This is a genomic window from Venatorbacter sp. C2-1, from assembly GCF_022832715.1.
GTDB classification, from domain to species: domain Bacteria; phylum Pseudomonadota; class Gammaproteobacteria; order Pseudomonadales; family Oceanobacteraceae; genus Venatoribacter; species Venatoribacter alkanivorans.
This window is the reverse complement of record NZ_CP094879.1, coordinates 2,400,173-2,417,013: the sequence shown is the minus strand read 5'-3', so window position 1 is coordinate 2,417,013 and position 16,841 is coordinate 2,400,173. Positions and strand designations below refer to the sequence as shown.

The window sequence follows — 16,841 nt, the reverse complement described above, 5'->3', positions numbered from 1 at the left end:
AAGAGTGGGTAATTGGTAATACCAATTTACAAAATTGATAATGCCCGTCAGCCCACCTCACAGCCGACAGCGGTGATAGCGCAATGACAGAACAGAACACAACAGCGGCAGCCAGCCGCCAGCCGCGGGTTTATCCGCCCAAACCAGAAGCGGTTTATTTGCTGGGCACCTGCCTGGTTGACAGCTTTTATCCCGAAGCCGGAATGGATGCGATCGCGCTGCTGCAGCATGCAGGTATCGAGGTGATTTTTCCGCAAAACCAGAGCTGCTGTGGTCAGCCGGCGTATAACTCCGGCTATGACGAGCAGGCGCGTGCCGTAGCGCGCACTCAGCTGCAGGCCTTTGCCGCCGACATACCGGTAGTGGTGATGATGGGCTCCTGTGCTGGCATGGTGCACAAAGAATATCCGAAGCTGTTTGCTGGTCAGCCGGAAGAGGCGGCTGCCATTGCGCTGGCGGCACGCAGTTATGAGTTCAGTGAATTTATGGTGAACGTACTGCAGCTGGAGCAACAGCTGGCGCAGGCAGAAGATCAGTCGCCGCTAACCGTGGCGCTGCATACCTCCTGTTCGGCCCGTCGTGGCATGGGGGTGGCGGCGGAGCATAAAGCGCTGGTGGAAAACCTGCCCGGAGTACAGGTCGTTGAGCCTGAACGGGTTGCCGAATGTTGCGGCTTCGGTGGCACCTTTGCGGTGAAGCAGGGGGATATTTCTGCGGCGATGGCGGCGGATAAAGCCAGTGCGATTGCCGCCACCGGTTGTCAGCGGCTGGTCAGTGGTGACTGTGGCTGCCTGATGAATATTGGTGGCACCTTAAACAAACTGCAGGGGGAGAAGCAGGGGCCTGCAATTCCGGTTCAGCATCTGGCCTCGCTGTTGTATACGCGTCTTAACGGTGGTGATGGCTCCCAGATCAGTCAGAAGCGCAGCCAGCAATACAACAAGAAAAGCGGAGATAAAGCATGAGCCAGAAAATTGCCTCCGACAGCATGCATATCAATATCGAACAGTTACAGCAGGAGCTGAACGTCGAGCAGCGCGAATTTAACGAGCTGCAGCAACGTCATTTTAAAGTGCGTGCCAAAATGGCACTGGAAAACGAAGCCTTACGTAAAAGCTTTCGTGGTGCTTCCGATTTTTTAATGGGCAAACGCAAAGCCGTGTTTCCCGATGAGAGTGCGTTGTCTGCGTTACGTGACCGTGGCGAAGCCATTCGTCAGCACAGTCTGGCCAATTTGCCGGAATTGCTGGAGCGGCTGGAAAAAAATCTGACCGCCAACGGTATTCAGGTGCACTGGGCCGAAACCGCTGATGAAGCCTGCACTATTATTCACGATATTTTAACGGCGAATAACGCCCGCACCGTGGTGAAGGGTAAATCCATGGTGACGGAAGAAATTGAACTCAATCATTTTCTTGAGGCACGGGGTATTGAGTGTCTGGAAAGTGATATGGGCGAATATCTGGTGCAGCTGGCCGGTGAAACGCCATCGCATATTATTATGCCGGCCATCCATAAAAATAAGGCACAGATTGCCAAACTGATGCACGCCCGTGCGCAGACCAGCGATGGTTCGCAGGTGCCTTATACCGAAGACGTTGACGAATTAATCGGCAATGCCCGTGCTATTCTGCGCGATAAATTTATGCGCGCCGATGCCGGTATTTCCGGCGTGAATATGGCCGTGGCCAACAGCGGCACGTTGTGCCTGGTGGAAAACGAAGGCAATGGCCGTATGACCACCACCATGCCGAAGCTGCACATTGCCGTCACCGGTATTGAAAAAGTGGTGGAAGATTTTTCCCATGTGCCGGAATTACTGACACTGTTAACCCGTTCGGCGACCGGGCAAAAAATCAGTACCTATTTCAATATGATTTCCGGGCCGAAAAAAGCCGGTGAGCTGGATGGCCCGGAACAGGTGCATCTGGTGCTGGTGGATAATGGCCGTTCGCGTATTTTCAGCCATCCGACGTTAAAACCGACACTGCAGTGTATCCGCTGTGGTGCCTGTATGAATCATTGTCCGGTCTATGCGCGGGTTGGCGGCCATGCTTACGGTTCGACGTATCCGGGGCCGATTGGTCAGGTGGTGACACCGCAGATTGCCGGGTTAGAAAAACACGGCGATATGCTCAGCGCCTGCTCATTAAACGGCGCTTGTGGTGAGGCCTGTCCGGTACGTATTCCTTTGCCGGAGTTAATCCGCGAATTACGCGCCGAAGCCGTCAGTCCGCAATTTACCGATGCCGCCGCGGTTTCCAATGCCACTGCAGTACAGGAAGTCATGGGACGGGGTGCCAAACGCACGCTGGGTGAAAGTTTAATCTGGCGCGGCTGGGCGCTGACCCATCGTTTTGCCCCGCTGTACCGCATCATGACCACAGCGATGACCCGCGGTCGCGGCCTGTTCCGCAGTAAAGCCGCTGCTGCACTGTTATCACCCTGGACCGACTCGCGCAGCACGCCACAACCGGCGCGCCGCAGTCTGCATGAATTAGCCAAAGCCCGGGGGGTGGCTGGCCAGTATCAGAACAACACTGCCGATAAACGCGGAGATAATGCATGAACAGTCGTGAGCGTATTTTACAGCGGCTGTATGCCAGCCAGGCGTCTGCCCAAAACCCTGAGCAGACAAGCCAAACCACCGGCATTCAGGCAGAGCATGCCGCTGGCTGGACACAACTGGCGCAAAGCGAATGGCTGGCCAGCTTTAAACAAAATTTGCTGGATAACCATGCCGAAGTCATTGAAACCACAACGGCCAACTGGGCAGGAGAGCTGGCACAACAACTGACAGCGCGCGGTGTTAAACGCCTGCTCAGCGGTGAGCATGAGCAGGGCAGGGTATTGCTTAATGCGCTGGCAGGCTATGTTACTGAATATCAGGCGGCTGAGCAGCCATCGGCAGCCATCGATGCGCAATTAGTGACAACGGCTTTAAGCAAAGAGGAATTGTTTACCGCTGTGGACGCAGGCTTCAGTGTGGCCTCGGCGGGTCTGGCGGAAACCGGTTCGCTGCTGGTCGAAACCGGCCCACAGGAACCACGGGCGCTGTCGCTGGTGCCGCCGCTGAATATTATTCTGCTCAATGCCTCGGCCATTACCGCCAGCTTTTTAACCCTGGTGCAGGCACAGAAATTACCGGCGCATATGCCGACTAATGTGTTGCTGATTTCCGGGCCGAGCAAGACCGCCGATATTCAGCAGACCCTGGCCTATGGCGCCCACGGGCCAAAAGAACTGATTGTGCTGCTGTTAACGGATGCCTGATATGACTGACGCTTTTCATCGTTTTGCGCAGGATCTGGCGCCTTTTATTGCTGACGAACGCATTATTTCCGATCCGTTACGCACTCTGGCCTTTGGAACCGACGCCAGCTTTTATCGCCTGATTCCCAAACTGGTCGTCACGGTTATTAATGAGCAGGAAGTACAGAAGGTACTGGAGCTGGCACACCAGCATAAAGTGCATTTAACCTTCCGGGCGGCGGGCACCAGTCTGTCCGGTCAGGCCGTGACCGATGGTGTGCTGGTGCGTTTGGGTAATGGCTGGAATAAAGCCGCGGTATTAAATAACGGTGCGCAGTTACAGGTAGAGCCGGGGGTTATTGGTGCCCGTGCCAATCAGCTGCTGGCGCCTTTTGCGCGTAAAATCGGCCCGGACCCGGCGTCGATCAATACCTGCAAAATTGGTGGAATTATCGCCAATAACGCTTCCGGTATGTGTTGCGGTACGGCGCAGAATTCTTATCAGACACTGGCCTCGATGCGCCTGATTCTGGCCGATGGTACGGTGCTGGATACCGCCGATGAAGCCTCAAAAAATGCATTCCGCCAAAGCCATGCCAGCCTGTTGCAGCAACTGGCGGACATGCGCTCGCAGGTGCTGAACAATCCGGTTTTACACGACCGGATTGTGAAGAAATTCAGAATTAAGAATACCACCGGCTACAGTCTTAACGCTTTGGTGGATTTTTCTGATCCGATCGATATTATGCAGCACCTCCTGGTGGGCTCAGAAGGCACCCTGGGGTTTGTATCGCAGGTGATTTATCACACGGTCGAAGAGCACGCTTATAAAGCGTCTGCCTTACTGCTGTTTGCCAACATCGAACAGACCAGTAAGGCAGTGACCGCTCTTTCCTCGGCACCGGTCGCGGCGGTTGAATTAATAGACCGCGCAGGGCTGCGCTGCGTTGAAGATAAACCCGGCATGCCGGACTATTTACGCACCCTCGATGAACAGGCTGCCGCCTTGCTGGTGGAAGTACGCGCCGGCAGCGATGCCGAATTACAGCAGCGCCTGAGCGAAACCACCGCCGCTTTACAGGCTTTTGATACCCTGCAGCCGAAAACCTTTACCACCGATAAAAACACCTGTCAGCTGTACTGGAATATCCGCAAAGGGTTATTTCCGGCGGTCGGTGCAGTGCGTGCCAAAGGCACTACCGTCATTATCGAAGATATTGCCTTTCCGGTTGAGAATCTGGCGCCTGCGGTGCTGGAGTTACAGGCGCTGTTTAAAAAATACCAGTACAACGAAGCCATTATTTTTGGCCATGCGCTGGCCGGTAACCTGCACTTTGTCTTTACCCAGAATTTTACCGATCCGGCAGAAATTCAGCGTTATGCCGATTTTATGGACGAAGTCTGTGTGCTGGTGGTTGGTCGTTACGATGGCTCGCTCAAAGCCGAACACGGCACCGGACGCAATATGGCGCCCTTTGTTGAGATGGAATGGGGCGGTCAGGCTTATGAGCTGATGTGGGCGATCAAACAGGCCTTTGACCCGGCCGGCCTGTTAAATCCGGATGTGATTTTAACCCGCAACCTGCGCACTCATATTGAGAACTTAAAACCCATTCCCGAAGCGGATGATCTGATTGATCGCTGCATCGAATGCGGCTTCTGCGAGCCGGTTTGCCCGTCACGTAACTTAACCCTGACGCCACGCCAGCGCATTGTGATTATGCGCGAACTTAAACGCCAGGAACGTGATGGTAAAAATCCGGCGTATAAAACCCTGCTGGATGACTATCAGTATCAGGGCGTGGATACCTGCGCCGCCGATGGCTTGTGCAGCATGGCCTGTCCGGTCGGCATTAATACCGGTGATTTAAGCCGCAAACTGCGCCATGAACGCAATAAAAAACACGCCGGTAAGGCGCAGTGGGTGGCGGAGCATTTTGCCGGCGTGAGCAAAACCAGCCGTGGCGCGCTGCAGTTAATGGATATTACCCGCGATCTGGTTGGTGACGGCGTGATCAGCACCGTGGCGAAAGGGGTGAATACCCTGACGCTGGGGGCCACGCCGTTGTGGCACGATGCCATGCCGACCGCCGCCGATAAGCTCAACCCCTGTGAATACGGCGTGAATGAGCTGACTCAGGTGGTGTATTTCCCCAGCTGTGCCAGCCGCACCATGGGGCCGGGAGCCAAAGAGGATGACCAGCGCAGCCTGATGCAGGTAACCCTCGATCTGGCGCAGAAAGCCGGTGTGCATCTGGCCATGTTGCCCGATCAGGATCAGCACTGCTGCGGCATGCCGCTGGAGAGCAAAGGTCATTTTGAGCAGGCCGATGCCATGCGCGCGGCGCTTAATGCGGCGCTGCTGAAAACCTCCGATAATGGCCGCCTGCCGGTACTGATTGATACCAGTCCCTGCGTGTTCCGTCTGCAGCAACAGCTGGATGAGCGTATTCAGTTACTTGATCCGATCCGCTTTGCCAACCGCTTTCTGGTGCCGAATCTGGATATCCGTCCGACCCATGAGCCGGTGGCGGTACACATCACCTGCTCAACTACCAAGCAGGGACTGGGCGAAGAATTGCTCTCACTGGCGCGGCAATGCTCCACTCAGGTGGTGGTTCCGGCGGACATTACCTGTTGCGGCTTTGCCGGTGATAAGGGCTTTATGCTGCCAGAGCTGAACGCTTCGGCGCTGGCGCCGCTGAAAGCTCAGGTGGAGCATTGCGTGGAGGGTATTTCGACCAGCCGCACCTGTGAGATTGGCCTCAGCCGCCATGGGGAAATCCCTTACCACTCGCTGTTTTACCTGCTGGACCGGCTTAGCTGAATAAGAGCAGCTCCTGACTGGCGCAGGAAGGAGCTTGCTGATGAGGTGTTTATAGGTAATTCTGTAAATATACCTTATTAAAATCCTCGGGTTTGGTTAAGCTCGAACGGATGATATTCACAGTGGCGGTGTGTATGGATACAAGCCCGGCGGCAGCAGCTGATAAACTGGCACTACTGGAGCTGAAATCCAGTGCTCTGGATGCCTTACTTGGCCATTCCGATCTTGGGCTGGCCATTATTGATTGCGACCTGCGCTACCAGGCCATTAACAACACTCTGGCGCGTTTTAACGGCCTCAGCGTTGAATCCCATCTCGGACGCTCTGTCCACGATGTTCTCCCTCAGCTGGCGCCGGTTATCGAACCGATGCTGCGTTCCGTGATTGTTCAGGGGGAGGAAATCACCAACAAAGAAATTCTGGCGGAAGCCCCCAGTACTCCCGGTCGTAAGGCCCAGTGGCTGGCCTCCTATCGCCCGATCCGCGCCGATGACGGACGCATTCTCGGCGTACTGGTGATTGCGGTTAATCATACGGTCGAGCTGGAGTTACAGCAGGCGAAAGAAGAATCGGCGTCTCTTGTGCGGCGGGTTATCGACAGCCTGGTGTCCTTTGTCGGCATTATGGAACCCGACGGCACCCTGATCGATGCTAATAAGGCACCGCTGGATGCGGCCGGAATTGAGCTGGCTGACGTTCAGGGACGAAAATTCTGGGATTGCTTCTGGTGGTCATACGACAGCGACATACAGCAACAGCTGCGTGAAGCCGTAAAGGCGGCCGCACAGGGCGAAACCGTGCGCTATGACGTGGTTATCCGTACTGCCAATGATCAGCGTATGACCATCGACTTTATGCTGGCGCCGCTGAGAAATGCCGAGGATGAGATTGTTTACCTGATTCCGTCGGCCATTGATATTACCGCCCGGGTAGCCGGCGAAAACATGCTCAAGTACAGCGAAGAACGCTTTCGCCGGGTTGTCGAAAGTACTCAGGATGGTCTGATACTGGTGGATGAAGAGGGCCATATTCAGCTGGTTAACCGCCGCAGTACGGAAATGTTCGGCTATGACAGCGAGCAGATGTACCAGCTGACGGTTGAGGATCTGGTGCCGGACAGCATAAAAGCTGCGCACGGAGATCTGCGGCGTGGATATTTACAGGCTCCGCAGGCCAGAGCGATGGCCGCTATGCGGGAGCTGTATGCCCGCCGTCGTGATGGCAGTCTGTTTCCGGTAGAAATTGGCTTAACACCACTGAACTTCCCCGAAGGTATCCGCATTCTGGCCACCATCGTTGATATCTCGGTGCAGAAAAATATTCAGCAGAACCTTATTCGCAGCCTGAATGAAAAAACCGCCTTACTGAACGAAGTGCATCACCGGGTAAAAAATAATCTGCAGGTGGTATCGAGCCTGCTCAGCCTGCAGGCGCGCAGCGTGCCGGAAGAAGTACGCGGCTATTTTGATGAAAGCCAGGGGCGGATAAAAGCCATGGCCTTAATTCACCAGCTGTTGTACGAGCAGAAAAATTTTGACCGCATCGAAGCGGTTTCTTATATGCGCCGGCTCGGGGATTTGCTCAGCCGCAGTTATTTTTCCGCTATGCGCAACGTCAAGATGATCGTCGAATCGGAACAGGAAGAAAGTTATCTCGGACTGGATGTCGCACTGCCTTTTGGTTTGCTGATTAATGAGCTGGTCACTAATTCCATAAAACACGCATTTCTGGGTCGTGACAGCGGAGAAATCCGTCTGTCTCTGAGTGAAAATGGGTCGGAAAAACAGCTGGTTATTGCTGACAATGGTGTGGGTCTGCCGGAGGGCGTCCGTCCCGGAGTTTCCCATTCTCTCGGTTTTCAGTTAATTCCCGGACTGGTTGAGCAGATGCACGCCACATTACAGGTTCTGGATACAGAAGGTGCTGTTTTTCAATTAACGCTCAGTGATACAGGAGCTTCTGATGAACAGCCATAGCACTTTGCGTTCTTACCGCATATTGATTGTTGAAGATGAAAAGGTAACCGCGCTGGATCTTAAGCTGACGCTGGAAGATCTGGGTTATACCGTGGTTGCCTGTGTTGGCAGTGGCGAAGCAGCCATCGCCGCAGCAGAGGTGCAGGATATCGATCTTATTCTGATGGATATTCATCTCGATACCGCCATGCTGGGCACCGAAGCGGCCAAAATTATTATGCAGCGCTTTGGTGTGCCTGTACTGTTTTTATCGGCCTATACCGATGAGCAGACGCTGGATGATGCCAGCGACAGCCTGCCTTACGGTTATATGGTAAAACCCTTTGAAAAACGCGAAGTGGATGCGGCTATCCGTATTGCACTGACACGCCATCATGCCGATATGGAATTACGCCAGTCTGAAGAGCGTCTGCGCCTGGCGCTTGAGGCTGCAAGAATGAGCATCTGGGAGTGGACACCAGCACCGGATGTTGAAATTCAGATGGCGGTAAAACATTCACCGCCGCAATTAATTTCTGAAAGTCTTGATGCTCTGCTGGTGAATGTTCATCCGGATGATCGCGATAAAATTCATCAGCAAATTACCAGCCATAACCGCTTTCAGCAGCCGGTACGTTACCGCAAACATGAAGGTAACGACTATCGCCGGGTTGAACTGTTTGCCAGTTTATTCAGCTGGGCAAACGGTGATCGCCGGGTAATCGGTGTACTGCACGATGTGCATGAGCGTTATCTGGCTGATGAACAGCTGCGTCAGGCCAATGCGGTATTTAATTCCACCTCCGAAGGCATTCTGATTACCGATAACCTGCGCCGGGTGTTAAATGTGAATCCGGCTTTCAGTCAGATTACCGGTTACTCGACAGAAGATGTGCGTGGTCAGAATCCGGATGAGTTTCTGCATGCCCGGCGCCACAGTGATCAGTTTTATCCGCGACTGGCCAGCGATGCACAGGGTTACTGGAGTGGGGAAATTGCCTGCCAGCGCAAGAACGGAGAATTCTTTCCGGCCTGGGAGCATGTCTGCACGGTATTAAGTGATGACGGGCAGCTACAGAATTTTGTAATTACGTTTTCTGATATCAGTGAATTGCGCCGCGTTGAAAAAAATCTGGCCACGCTCGCTTATATGGATGCCCTTACGGGAGTCGGTAACCGTGTCCGTCTGGAACAGGTGGTGCGCGAAGCACTGGAAGGGGACGATACGCCGGGTTCCGTCGGTATTCTGTATCTGGATCTGGACGGTTTTAAACTGATCAATGACACCCTTGGGCATTCAGAAGGGGATTTATTACTGCGTATTATGGCCGATCGTTTTAAACAATCGGTGCGTGACGAAGATACCGTTGTGCGGATTGGCGGTGACGAATTTGTGATTGTATTAACCGGCGTAGAGCAGGAAGACAATCTGAAAATTGTCGCCACTAAATTATTGGCTGCGGTACAGGAACCTGTGACCCTCAGTCGTGAAAGAGTTGAGCTGTCAGCCAGTATTGGCATCGTGATGTCACGACCATCGGTGCATGAATATGAAGAGTTATTAAAAGCAGCAGACACCGCATTATTTGAAGCCAAGCGGCAGGGAAAAAACCGCTACTGTATTTACGATTTTGCTCTTGCAATGGAGTTTAACGAACGCCTGCGGATTGAACGTAATCTGAAGCAGGCCATCCGTAACGACGAACTGGCAATCGAATTTCAGCCATTAATTGATCTGCAGACGGCGCAGGTTTACGGGATGGAAGCACTGTGCCGCTGGTATCACGACGAGCTGGGAATGATACCTCCGGATCGCTTTATTCCGATTGCTGAGCAGAGTGATGTGATTGTTGATATCGGCGCCTGGATGCTGCGCGAAAGCTGCCGTGAGTTACGCAACTGGATGGATGCCGGAATGCCGCCACTGGTGGTATCGGTGAATGTATCCGCGCGCCAGCTGACCGACAGCAGCTTCAGCGAATTACTGATCGCAACGCTGGAAGAATTCAACATTCCTGCGGCACAGCTGGAGCTGGAAATTACCGAAACGGCTTTGCAGGCAAATGAGCAGGTTCTGCGTCAGTTGGAAAATATCCGCAAGTCGGGTGTCGGTTTGGCCATCGATGACTTTGGTACCGGATATTCTTCGCTCAGTCGCCTGAAAGAGCTGCCATTTGACCGGGTGAAAATTGACCGCTCTTTTGTCCGGGATCTTCCCCATGACAGCAATGATATTGAAATTTGCCGCGCTATTATGGCGCTTTGTCAGGTACTTAATCTGCGGGTGACGGCTGAAGGGGTGGAGAACCGCAACCAGCTGAACATGTTGCGCGAGCTGGGTTGCTGTTGCATTCAGGGGTATTTATTCAGCCGCCCGATGCGGCCTGAATGCGTTGCCGACTGGTTGCAGGGGGCAGATATCAGGGCCATTCTCGGATAAACCCGGCCAGCGCCGGTTACATAAGAAGCCAGGCATGACCTATGCAGCATTTCTTATCAGACTGACGCTTTGTTATAGTGACAATTCACTTTGTCATGGATTATCTCAGTGTCATCGTCAGCCTATACCTCATCATTGATTCCACAGTCCGGATTGTTGGCCGAACCCGGCCGCAGTGCACATTATCTGGAAATGAACCTGAAACCGGATGCCGGAACTGCTCAAATATGCGCCGCGCTGGACCGTGCCCGCCAGACGTTAGCGGACGTTTATATTGCGCTGGCCTTTGGCGCTACGTTCTGGCAGCGTCTGCAGCCCGCGTGGCAGCCCGCGTGGCAGCCGGCGCAATTACAGCCGTTTAAAGAATTGCGTGGTGAGAATGGCTACACCATGCCAGCGACTCAGCGCGATGTGTTTTTCTGGATTCATGGCGAAGATCAGGGTGAAGTCATGAATGCGGTTTTACAGGTGCATGATGCCATGCGCGATGTTGCCGTAACTTTGTTGGATTTAAATGGTTTTAAAAACCGTGAAGCCCGCGATCTGACCGGTTTTGTCGATGGTACAGCCAATCCGAAAGGCGACAAGCGTCTGGATGCGGCAGTGATTCCTGAGGGTGAAACCGGTGCCGGTGGCTCCTATGTGCTGTCGCAGAAATGGCGGCATCATCTGCAGGCATTTAATCAGCTCAGCGTGCACGAACAGGAACAGGTAATAGGCCGCACTAAGCAGGATAATGTGGAGCTGGAAGGCGATGCGATGCCACCGACCTCTCACGTTAGCCGGACCGATGTCAAAATTGACGGTGTAGGGCAGAAAATCTATCGCCGCAGTACTCCATACGGTGGTGCGGAAGAACACGGCCTGTATTTTCTCGCCTTTGCCTGCAACCTGCGCCGTATCAGCGTGCAGCTTGAACGTATGCTGGGGAACAGTGGCGATGGTTACAGTGATCATCTGATGAAATACTCGACGGCCTTAACCGGTGCTTACTGGTTTATGCCATCACAGTCTGATCTTGATGCAGTACTCGCCCAGGGCTGAACAAGCCTTAACAGGAGGTATCCCATGCTGAATAAAGAAACAACCGGTTTAATGATCGTCGATGTACAGGGCAAACTGGCGGAACAGATGCATGAAAGCAGTGCATTATTCACCCAACTGCGGCTGCTGATTCGGGGAGCTAACCTGCTGGAATTACCCATTATCTGGATGGAACAGCTGCCGGATAAACTGGGCACAACACGTCCGGAACTGCGCGAGGTTCTGCCGGGAGAAGCTCTGGTAAAATCGACTTTCAGTGGCATGCAGGAACCCACCATTGCCAAAGCCGTAAAAAATCAGAAAATCAGCCAGTGGCTGGTGGCCGGGCTGGAAGCCCATGTCTGTGTTTACCAGACTGTTGGAGATTTATTGGCGCAGAAATACGGCGTACACCTGGTAACCGATGGCGTCAGCTCGCGCACACAGGCCAATAAAGAACTGGCGGTCCGCAAAATGCACAGCATGGGCGCACAATTAACCTCTGTAGAAATGGCGTTGTTTGAATTGCAGAAACAGGCTGAAGGACCGGTTTTTAAACAACTGATTCAGCTGATTAAATAACGAATAAACAGCAAAAAAGTATCGCGGGCATGGCCCGCTCCTACGGGTTATTACACGGTCACGGGTATGACCTGCTTTGCGGATATTTACAGAATTTCGGGCATGATTCGTCCCGCGCGCGATATTTATACGATTACGGTCGTGATCTGCCTTTGATATATCTGCAACATCGTAGGAGCGGGCCATGCCCGCGAATGGCATCAGGCGCTATGCTTTGTCAGCAGCCGATGATCAGCCACAAGGAGTGTGGTATGACAGGATTCCGCCCGTTAATTGGCCATAAACAACTGCGCGTTGGACGTTTTTCTGAAGTGGGCCGCGTATATCTTGTTACTAGCAGTACCTTTGGTCGGGCACGCATTTTTTCGGAATGGTGTTATGCGAAAGCAGCTGTTCAAGCATTTCTGCAACCATCATTGGTGAAAAATTCTCAGGTAATAGCCTGGGTTCTGATGCCTGATCATGTTCATTGGTTACTGCAGACTGGTGATGGAACAGACCTGTCGCGGCTAGTTGGCGCGATGAAATCATCCTCGGCACGAGCGGTAAGGCAAACAGGTTATCAGGGGCGTGTATGGGCGTCTGCATTTCATGACCATGCTGTGCGCAGTGAGGAAGATATTCTGCCACTGGCACGATACGTTGTGGCAAATCCTCTGCGTGCAAGGTTAGCGCGCAGAGTCGGGGAATACCCGTTCTGGGATGCAATATGGATTTGAATCACAGATGGAATTTTATTCCGGATTCTGCCGAAGTCGCGGGCATGGCCCGCTCCTACGGGATATTTACAGGAGCACAAATGTGATCTGCTTTTGAGATATATCTGCAACATCGTAGGAGCGGGCCATGCCCGCGAACCAAAATACCCTGTTGTAACACTTGCTGATTTAACGTTTCTCTTTTTTAACCAAACACAACTTCAAATACATCGGCGTATTTTTCAGCAAAGTGCGCGGTCATACCTTTACGAATATGTTCCGGTAACTCTTCATAATCGCGGCGGTTAGCTTCCGGTAAAATCACTTCCATGATTTTAGAGCGCCGTGCGGCAATGACTTTTTCGCGTATTCCCCCAACCGGTAATACCTGACCAGTGAGGGTAAGCTCACCGGTCATGGCCAGATGGCGTTTGATGCGTTTATTCAGCATTAACGACATTAATGCCGTGGTCATGCTAACTCCGGCGCTGGGGCCGTCTTTGGGTGTTGCACCTTCCGGTACGTGCAGATGGAGGAAGCGGGAATTAAAAAATTCCGGATCGCCACCAAAGTCAGCCGCATGGCCTGCGGTATAGCTGTAGGCAATTTCGGCGGACTCTTTCATCACATCGCCAAGCTTACCGGTGAGTTTAAAACCACGGTTCTGCTGGTGCACAACGGCGGCTTCAATCGGTAGTGTTGCGCCTCCCATCGAAGTCCAGGCCAGGCCGGTGACAACCCCAACACCGCTTAAAATACGTTCGGCACGGAAGGCCGGAGCACCGAGGTAATCACTCAGGTCTTTGTTGGTCACCGAAATTTTCGCTTTGGGGTTTTCCAGTAATTTAACCACGGCTTTACGTGCAATCTGTTGCAGCAGTTTTTCCAGATTACGCACGCCGGACTCACGGGCATAACCTTCGATAATGCTTTTCAGCGTGCTGTCACTGATTTTTACCTGGGATTTTTTCAGACCATGGCGTTCCAGTACCCGGGGCCATAAATGGCTCTTGGCAATGGCGAGTTTTTCTTCGGCGATATAACCCGATAACCGGATGGTATCCATACGGTCGAGTAACGGTGCCGGAATGGTATCCAGCTGGTTGGCCGTACAGATAAACAGCACTTTGGATAAATCCACACGCAGATCGAGGTAATGGTCGAGGAATTCTTTATTTTGCTCCGGGTCCAGAACTTCCAGCAGGGCAGAGGCCGGGTCGCCCTGATAAGAGGCACCGAGTTTGTCGATTTCATCCAGCATAATCACCGGATTAGATACTTCGACATCTTTTAATGCCTGAATTAATTTACCCGGCAAGGCGCCAATGTAGGTGCGGCGGTGGCCTTTGATTTCAGCCTCATCGCGCATGCCACCAACACTGAAACGATAAAATTTCCGCCCCAGCGCGTCGGCCACCGAACGGCCAATCGAGGTTTTACCCACCCCAGGAGGGCCTGCCAGCAGCATAATGGAACCGGATATTTCCTGCTTAAAAGTACCAACGGCAAGAAATTCCATAATGCGCTGTTTAACGTCATCCAGTCCGGCGTGGTGCGCATCCAGTACTTCACGGGCGTGGCTCAGATCGAACGCATCGGTGGAATATACACCCCAGGGCACCGATGTTGCCCAGTCGAGATAATTACGGGTCACGCTGTATTCCGGCGAGCCGGTTTCCAGCATTTTCAGTTTGTGCAGTTCTTCATCAATGCGCTTGCGCGCTGCGGCCGGAATGTCTTTGCCTTCCAGTCGTTGTACAAATTCATCGATTTCAGCGGTTTTATCGTCCTTGGCCAGCCCCAGTTCTTTCTGAATGGTTTTTAACTGCTGTTTCAGGAAAAAATCACGCTGGTGTTTGCTGATATCTTCGTTAACGGTTTTATTAATTTCAGCCTGCAGGCGTGCTACTTCCACTTCTTTTTTCAGCAGCACGAGGGTCTTTTCCATACGCTTTTGCAGGGGCAGAGTGGCCAGCACATCCTGTAAGGCTTTGCCTTCGGCGGTGGTAATGGCCGCAGCAAAATCGGTCAGCGGGGATGGGTCATTAGGACTGAAATGGTTGAGATAGTTTTTCAGTTCTTCGGAGTACAAGGGATTAATCGCCACCAGTTCTTTGATGGCATTAATGATGGCCATGGCATAGGCCTTGATCTCATCGGTGAAATCCGTGCTGCGCTGCGGATATTGCACCCGTGCCTGCATTGGCAGGTCAGTGCTTAACCATTCACGGATACGGAAGCGGCGGATACCCTGGGCGATAAACTGAATGCGGCCATCTTCAGCCTGAATACGGTGAATGCGCACCACACAGCCGATATCCGGAATACGCTCCGGTGCCGGCACTTCGTCAGCGGCCTTATCGTCGACAAACGACAGGCCCAGTAATTTGTGCTGTGAATTAGCGACCCGTTTCAGCGTTTCGCCCCAGACTTTTTCATCGACAATAACCGGTTGCACCTGAGACGGGAAAAACGGACGGCCATTCACCGGCAGGATGTACAGCGTCTCCGGTAATACGTCATCGGCCAGTGCCAGAGCGCCTGCGCCTTCTTCTCTGCTGATAAATTCGTGATTTTCGTCGCTCATATCGACCCTTAACTGTTCGGCTTATGGTGCAAATGTGGGGGGCAGCTGCAGCTTTTCAAGGCTGGGTGATACAACGAATGTGCACCTCTGTGTTTTGTTCGGTAAATCAGGATAGTTATTGCGGTTTTATCAGTTTCTCAGAAAATAAGTAAATGCATAAGCTTATGCGAATACGAGATAAGCATGCGGGAGAATAAGATGATGCCGGGCTATTTTGCTGAGCAGCAAGGCAGCAGACCAGAGAAGCGGGCGACGGTCTGGCGCAGCGCCTTGCGCACATTGGCAGTGATGGTGCTGTTGGCGGCTGCTTGCCAATGGCTGGCTGGTTTACCCCGGTTACAGGCAATGGGGATTGGCAGCCTACCGCTGAGTATTCTGTTGGGGATGGTGTTGGCCAGTGTGTTGGCACCACGCTGGATTTATGGCCATAACCCTATGGGAAATGCTGACGCTGCAGATACCGGAGGTCAGGTTCTGCGTCGCTTTTGCCAGCAAACACTGCTGAAGGCTGGCATTGTGCTGTTCGGTTTTCAGCTGACGCTGGAACAGTTGTGGGGTGTTGGCTGGCAGGCATTGCTGGTGGATGTGCTGACCATTGCCAGCGTTCTTATTACGGGGATCTGGCTGGGGCAGCGCTGGCTGAAGCTGCCATTGCAACTGAGCATCTTAATTGCGGTAGGCAGTGCGGTCTGTGGTGCGGCGGCCATTATGGCTACAGCTCCGCTGCTGGGAAGGCGAACACAAGCGGATGCCGGTGAGCATGACCCAGAACAGCATCTGGCGATTGCGGTCGCTCTGGTCGCGTTATTCGGCACGTTAAGTGTGTTGTTGTATCCGTTGTTGTGTCAGTGGTTCGGTTTCGACAGCAATACTGCCGGTTTGTACATCGGCAGCACCGTGCATGAAGTCGCTCAGGCGGTGGCGGCGACCGATGCTCTCGATAGCGCAACCCAGCAGAACGCCCTGATTGTTAAGCTGTTGCGGGTGGCGCTGCTGGCGCCGACGTTATTGCTGCTCGGACAGTGGTTGTTGCGCCGGCCTGTGGAGGACACGGATATGGATAAGAACCTTCAGCCGCAGGCCACGGACGCCCCCAAACGTTTGCCGGTGCCAGGGTTCGTGCTGGGCTTTATTGCAGTGATTATTGCCCACAGCATACTGCCGCTACCGCTCTGGCTGACGGAGCTGGCGGCAAGCACCTCGGCCTGGTGTCTGATGCTGGCGATGGTGGCGCTTGGGCTGAATACCCGCTGGCAGGGCATGGTTGCTGCGGGAATCCGGCCATTATTATTGGGCTTCTTACTCTGGTTGCTGTTATTGCTTGGTGGCGGCTGGCTGAATACTCTTTTCGTTCTGGCCTGAGCTGCGTCATTGAGGCCGGAGCGGTAATCCGCTAGAGTCCGCGTTTTCCTGAGTTTTTTGTTAGGTTGTGGTTTTTCCCGCGCCTGCGCGCTTCTGACAAAAACCTTGTTCATCG

At 53.2% G+C, this 16,841-nt stretch carries 11 protein-coding genes; 10 read left to right on the top strand and 1 reads right to left on the bottom strand.

Annotation, left to right across the window (positions count from 1 at the left end; translation table 11 throughout):
* Positions 1-83 precede the first annotated feature (83 nt).
* The 9 genes from MT343_RS10670 (at position 84) to MT343_RS10630 (ending at position 12,798) form a co-directional block, all read left to right on the top strand.
* Entirely contained in the window at positions 84-965 is an 882-nt protein-coding gene (locus MT343_RS10670) for a (Fe-S)-binding protein (RefSeq protein WP_145468333.1), read from the top strand.
* A complete protein-coding gene (locus MT343_RS10665; RefSeq protein WP_243989385.1) occupies positions 962-2,569 on the top strand; it encodes a LutB/LldF family L-lactate oxidation iron-sulfur protein in 1,608 nt (535 codons plus the stop codon). The genes MT343_RS10670 and MT343_RS10665 overlap by 4 nt, the downstream gene beginning before the upstream one ends.
* A complete protein-coding gene (locus MT343_RS10660; protein ID WP_145468335.1) occupies positions 2,566-3,273 on the top strand; it encodes a LutC/YkgG family protein in 708 nt (235 codons plus the stop codon). Before MT343_RS10665 ends, MT343_RS10660 begins: the two co-directional genes overlap by 4 nt.
* A 1-nt stretch (position 3,274) precedes the next feature.
* Positions 3,275-6,079 carry an FAD-binding and (Fe-S)-binding domain-containing protein gene (locus MT343_RS10655; RefSeq protein ID WP_145468337.1) on the top strand — a complete coding sequence of 935 codons (2,805 nt, stop codon included), beginning with the start codon at positions 3,275-3,277 and terminating at the stop codon, positions 6,077-6,079.
* Positions 6,080-6,213: 134 nt separating this feature from the next.
* The gene (locus MT343_RS10650) at positions 6,214-8,055 is read left to right on the top strand and encodes a PAS domain-containing protein (protein WP_186435857.1); all 1,842 of its coding nucleotides are present in this window, start codon (positions 6,214-6,216) and stop codon (positions 8,053-8,055) included.
* On the top strand, positions 8,042-10,474 hold the full coding sequence (locus tag MT343_RS10645) for a two-component system response regulator (RefSeq protein WP_145468342.1): 2,433 nt from the start codon (positions 8,042-8,044) through the stop codon (positions 10,472-10,474). Before MT343_RS10650 ends, MT343_RS10645 begins: the two co-directional genes overlap by 14 nt.
* Positions 10,475-10,582: 108 nt before the next feature.
* A complete protein-coding gene (locus tag MT343_RS10640) occupies positions 10,583-11,518 on the top strand; it encodes a Dyp-type peroxidase (RefSeq protein WP_222428536.1) in 936 nt (311 codons plus the stop codon).
* A 24-nt stretch (positions 11,519-11,542) separates the two neighbouring features.
* On the top strand, positions 11,543-12,079 hold the full coding sequence (locus tag MT343_RS10635) for an isochorismatase family protein (RefSeq protein ID WP_145468344.1): 537 nt from the start codon (positions 11,543-11,545) through the stop codon (positions 12,077-12,079).
* Positions 12,080-12,330: 251 nt separating this feature from the next.
* Positions 12,331-12,798 (top strand): REP-associated tyrosine transposase, encoded by a 468-nt coding sequence (locus MT343_RS10630; RefSeq protein WP_145468346.1) that lies wholly within the window; start codon positions 12,331-12,333, stop codon positions 12,796-12,798.
* A 184-nt stretch (positions 12,799-12,982) separates the two neighbouring features.
* On the opposite strand, the gene lon is transcribed toward MT343_RS10630, so the two are convergent.
* The gene (gene lon / locus MT343_RS10625; RefSeq protein WP_145468348.1) at positions 12,983-15,364 is read right to left on the bottom strand and encodes an endopeptidase La; all 2,382 of its coding nucleotides are present in this window, start codon (positions 15,362-15,364) and stop codon (positions 12,983-12,985) included.
* A 183-nt stretch (positions 15,365-15,547) separates the two neighbouring features.
* Here lon and MT343_RS10620 point away from each other — a divergent pair, with 183 nt between their 5' ends.
* Entirely contained in the window at positions 15,548-16,726 is a 1,179-nt protein-coding gene (locus MT343_RS10620) for a YeiH family protein (protein ID WP_145468350.1), read from the top strand.
* Positions 16,727-16,841: the final 115 nt, after the last annotated feature.

Coding starts and splice junctions, on each gene's coding strand:
- MT343_RS10630 (WP_145468346.1), top strand. CDS start 12,331: ATGACAGGATTCCGCCCGTTAATTGGCCATAAACAACTGCGCGTTGGA.
- MT343_RS10635 (WP_145468344.1), top strand. CDS start 11,543: ATGCTGAATAAAGAAACAACCGGTTTAATGATCGTCGATGTACAGGGC.
- MT343_RS10660 (WP_145468335.1), top strand. CDS start 2,566: ATGAACAGTCGTGAGCGTATTTTACAGCGGCTGTATGCCAGCCAGGCG.
- MT343_RS10645 (WP_145468342.1), top strand. CDS start 8,042: ATGAACAGCCATAGCACTTTGCGTTCTTACCGCATATTGATTGTTGAA.
- MT343_RS10670 (WP_145468333.1), top strand. CDS start 84: ATGACAGAACAGAACACAACAGCGGCAGCCAGCCGCCAGCCGCGGGTT.
- lon (WP_145468348.1), bottom strand. CDS start 15,364: ATGAGCGACGAAAATCACGAATTTATCAGCAGAGAAGAAGGCGCAGGC.
- MT343_RS10655 (WP_145468337.1), top strand. CDS start 3,275: ATGACTGACGCTTTTCATCGTTTTGCGCAGGATCTGGCGCCTTTTATT.
- MT343_RS10650 (WP_186435857.1), top strand. CDS start 6,214: ATGGATACAAGCCCGGCGGCAGCAGCTGATAAACTGGCACTACTGGAG.
- MT343_RS10665 (WP_243989385.1), top strand. CDS start 962: ATGAGCCAGAAAATTGCCTCCGACAGCATGCATATCAATATCGAACAG.
- MT343_RS10620 (WP_145468350.1), top strand. CDS start 15,548: ATGCGGGAGAATAAGATGATGCCGGGCTATTTTGCTGAGCAGCAAGGC.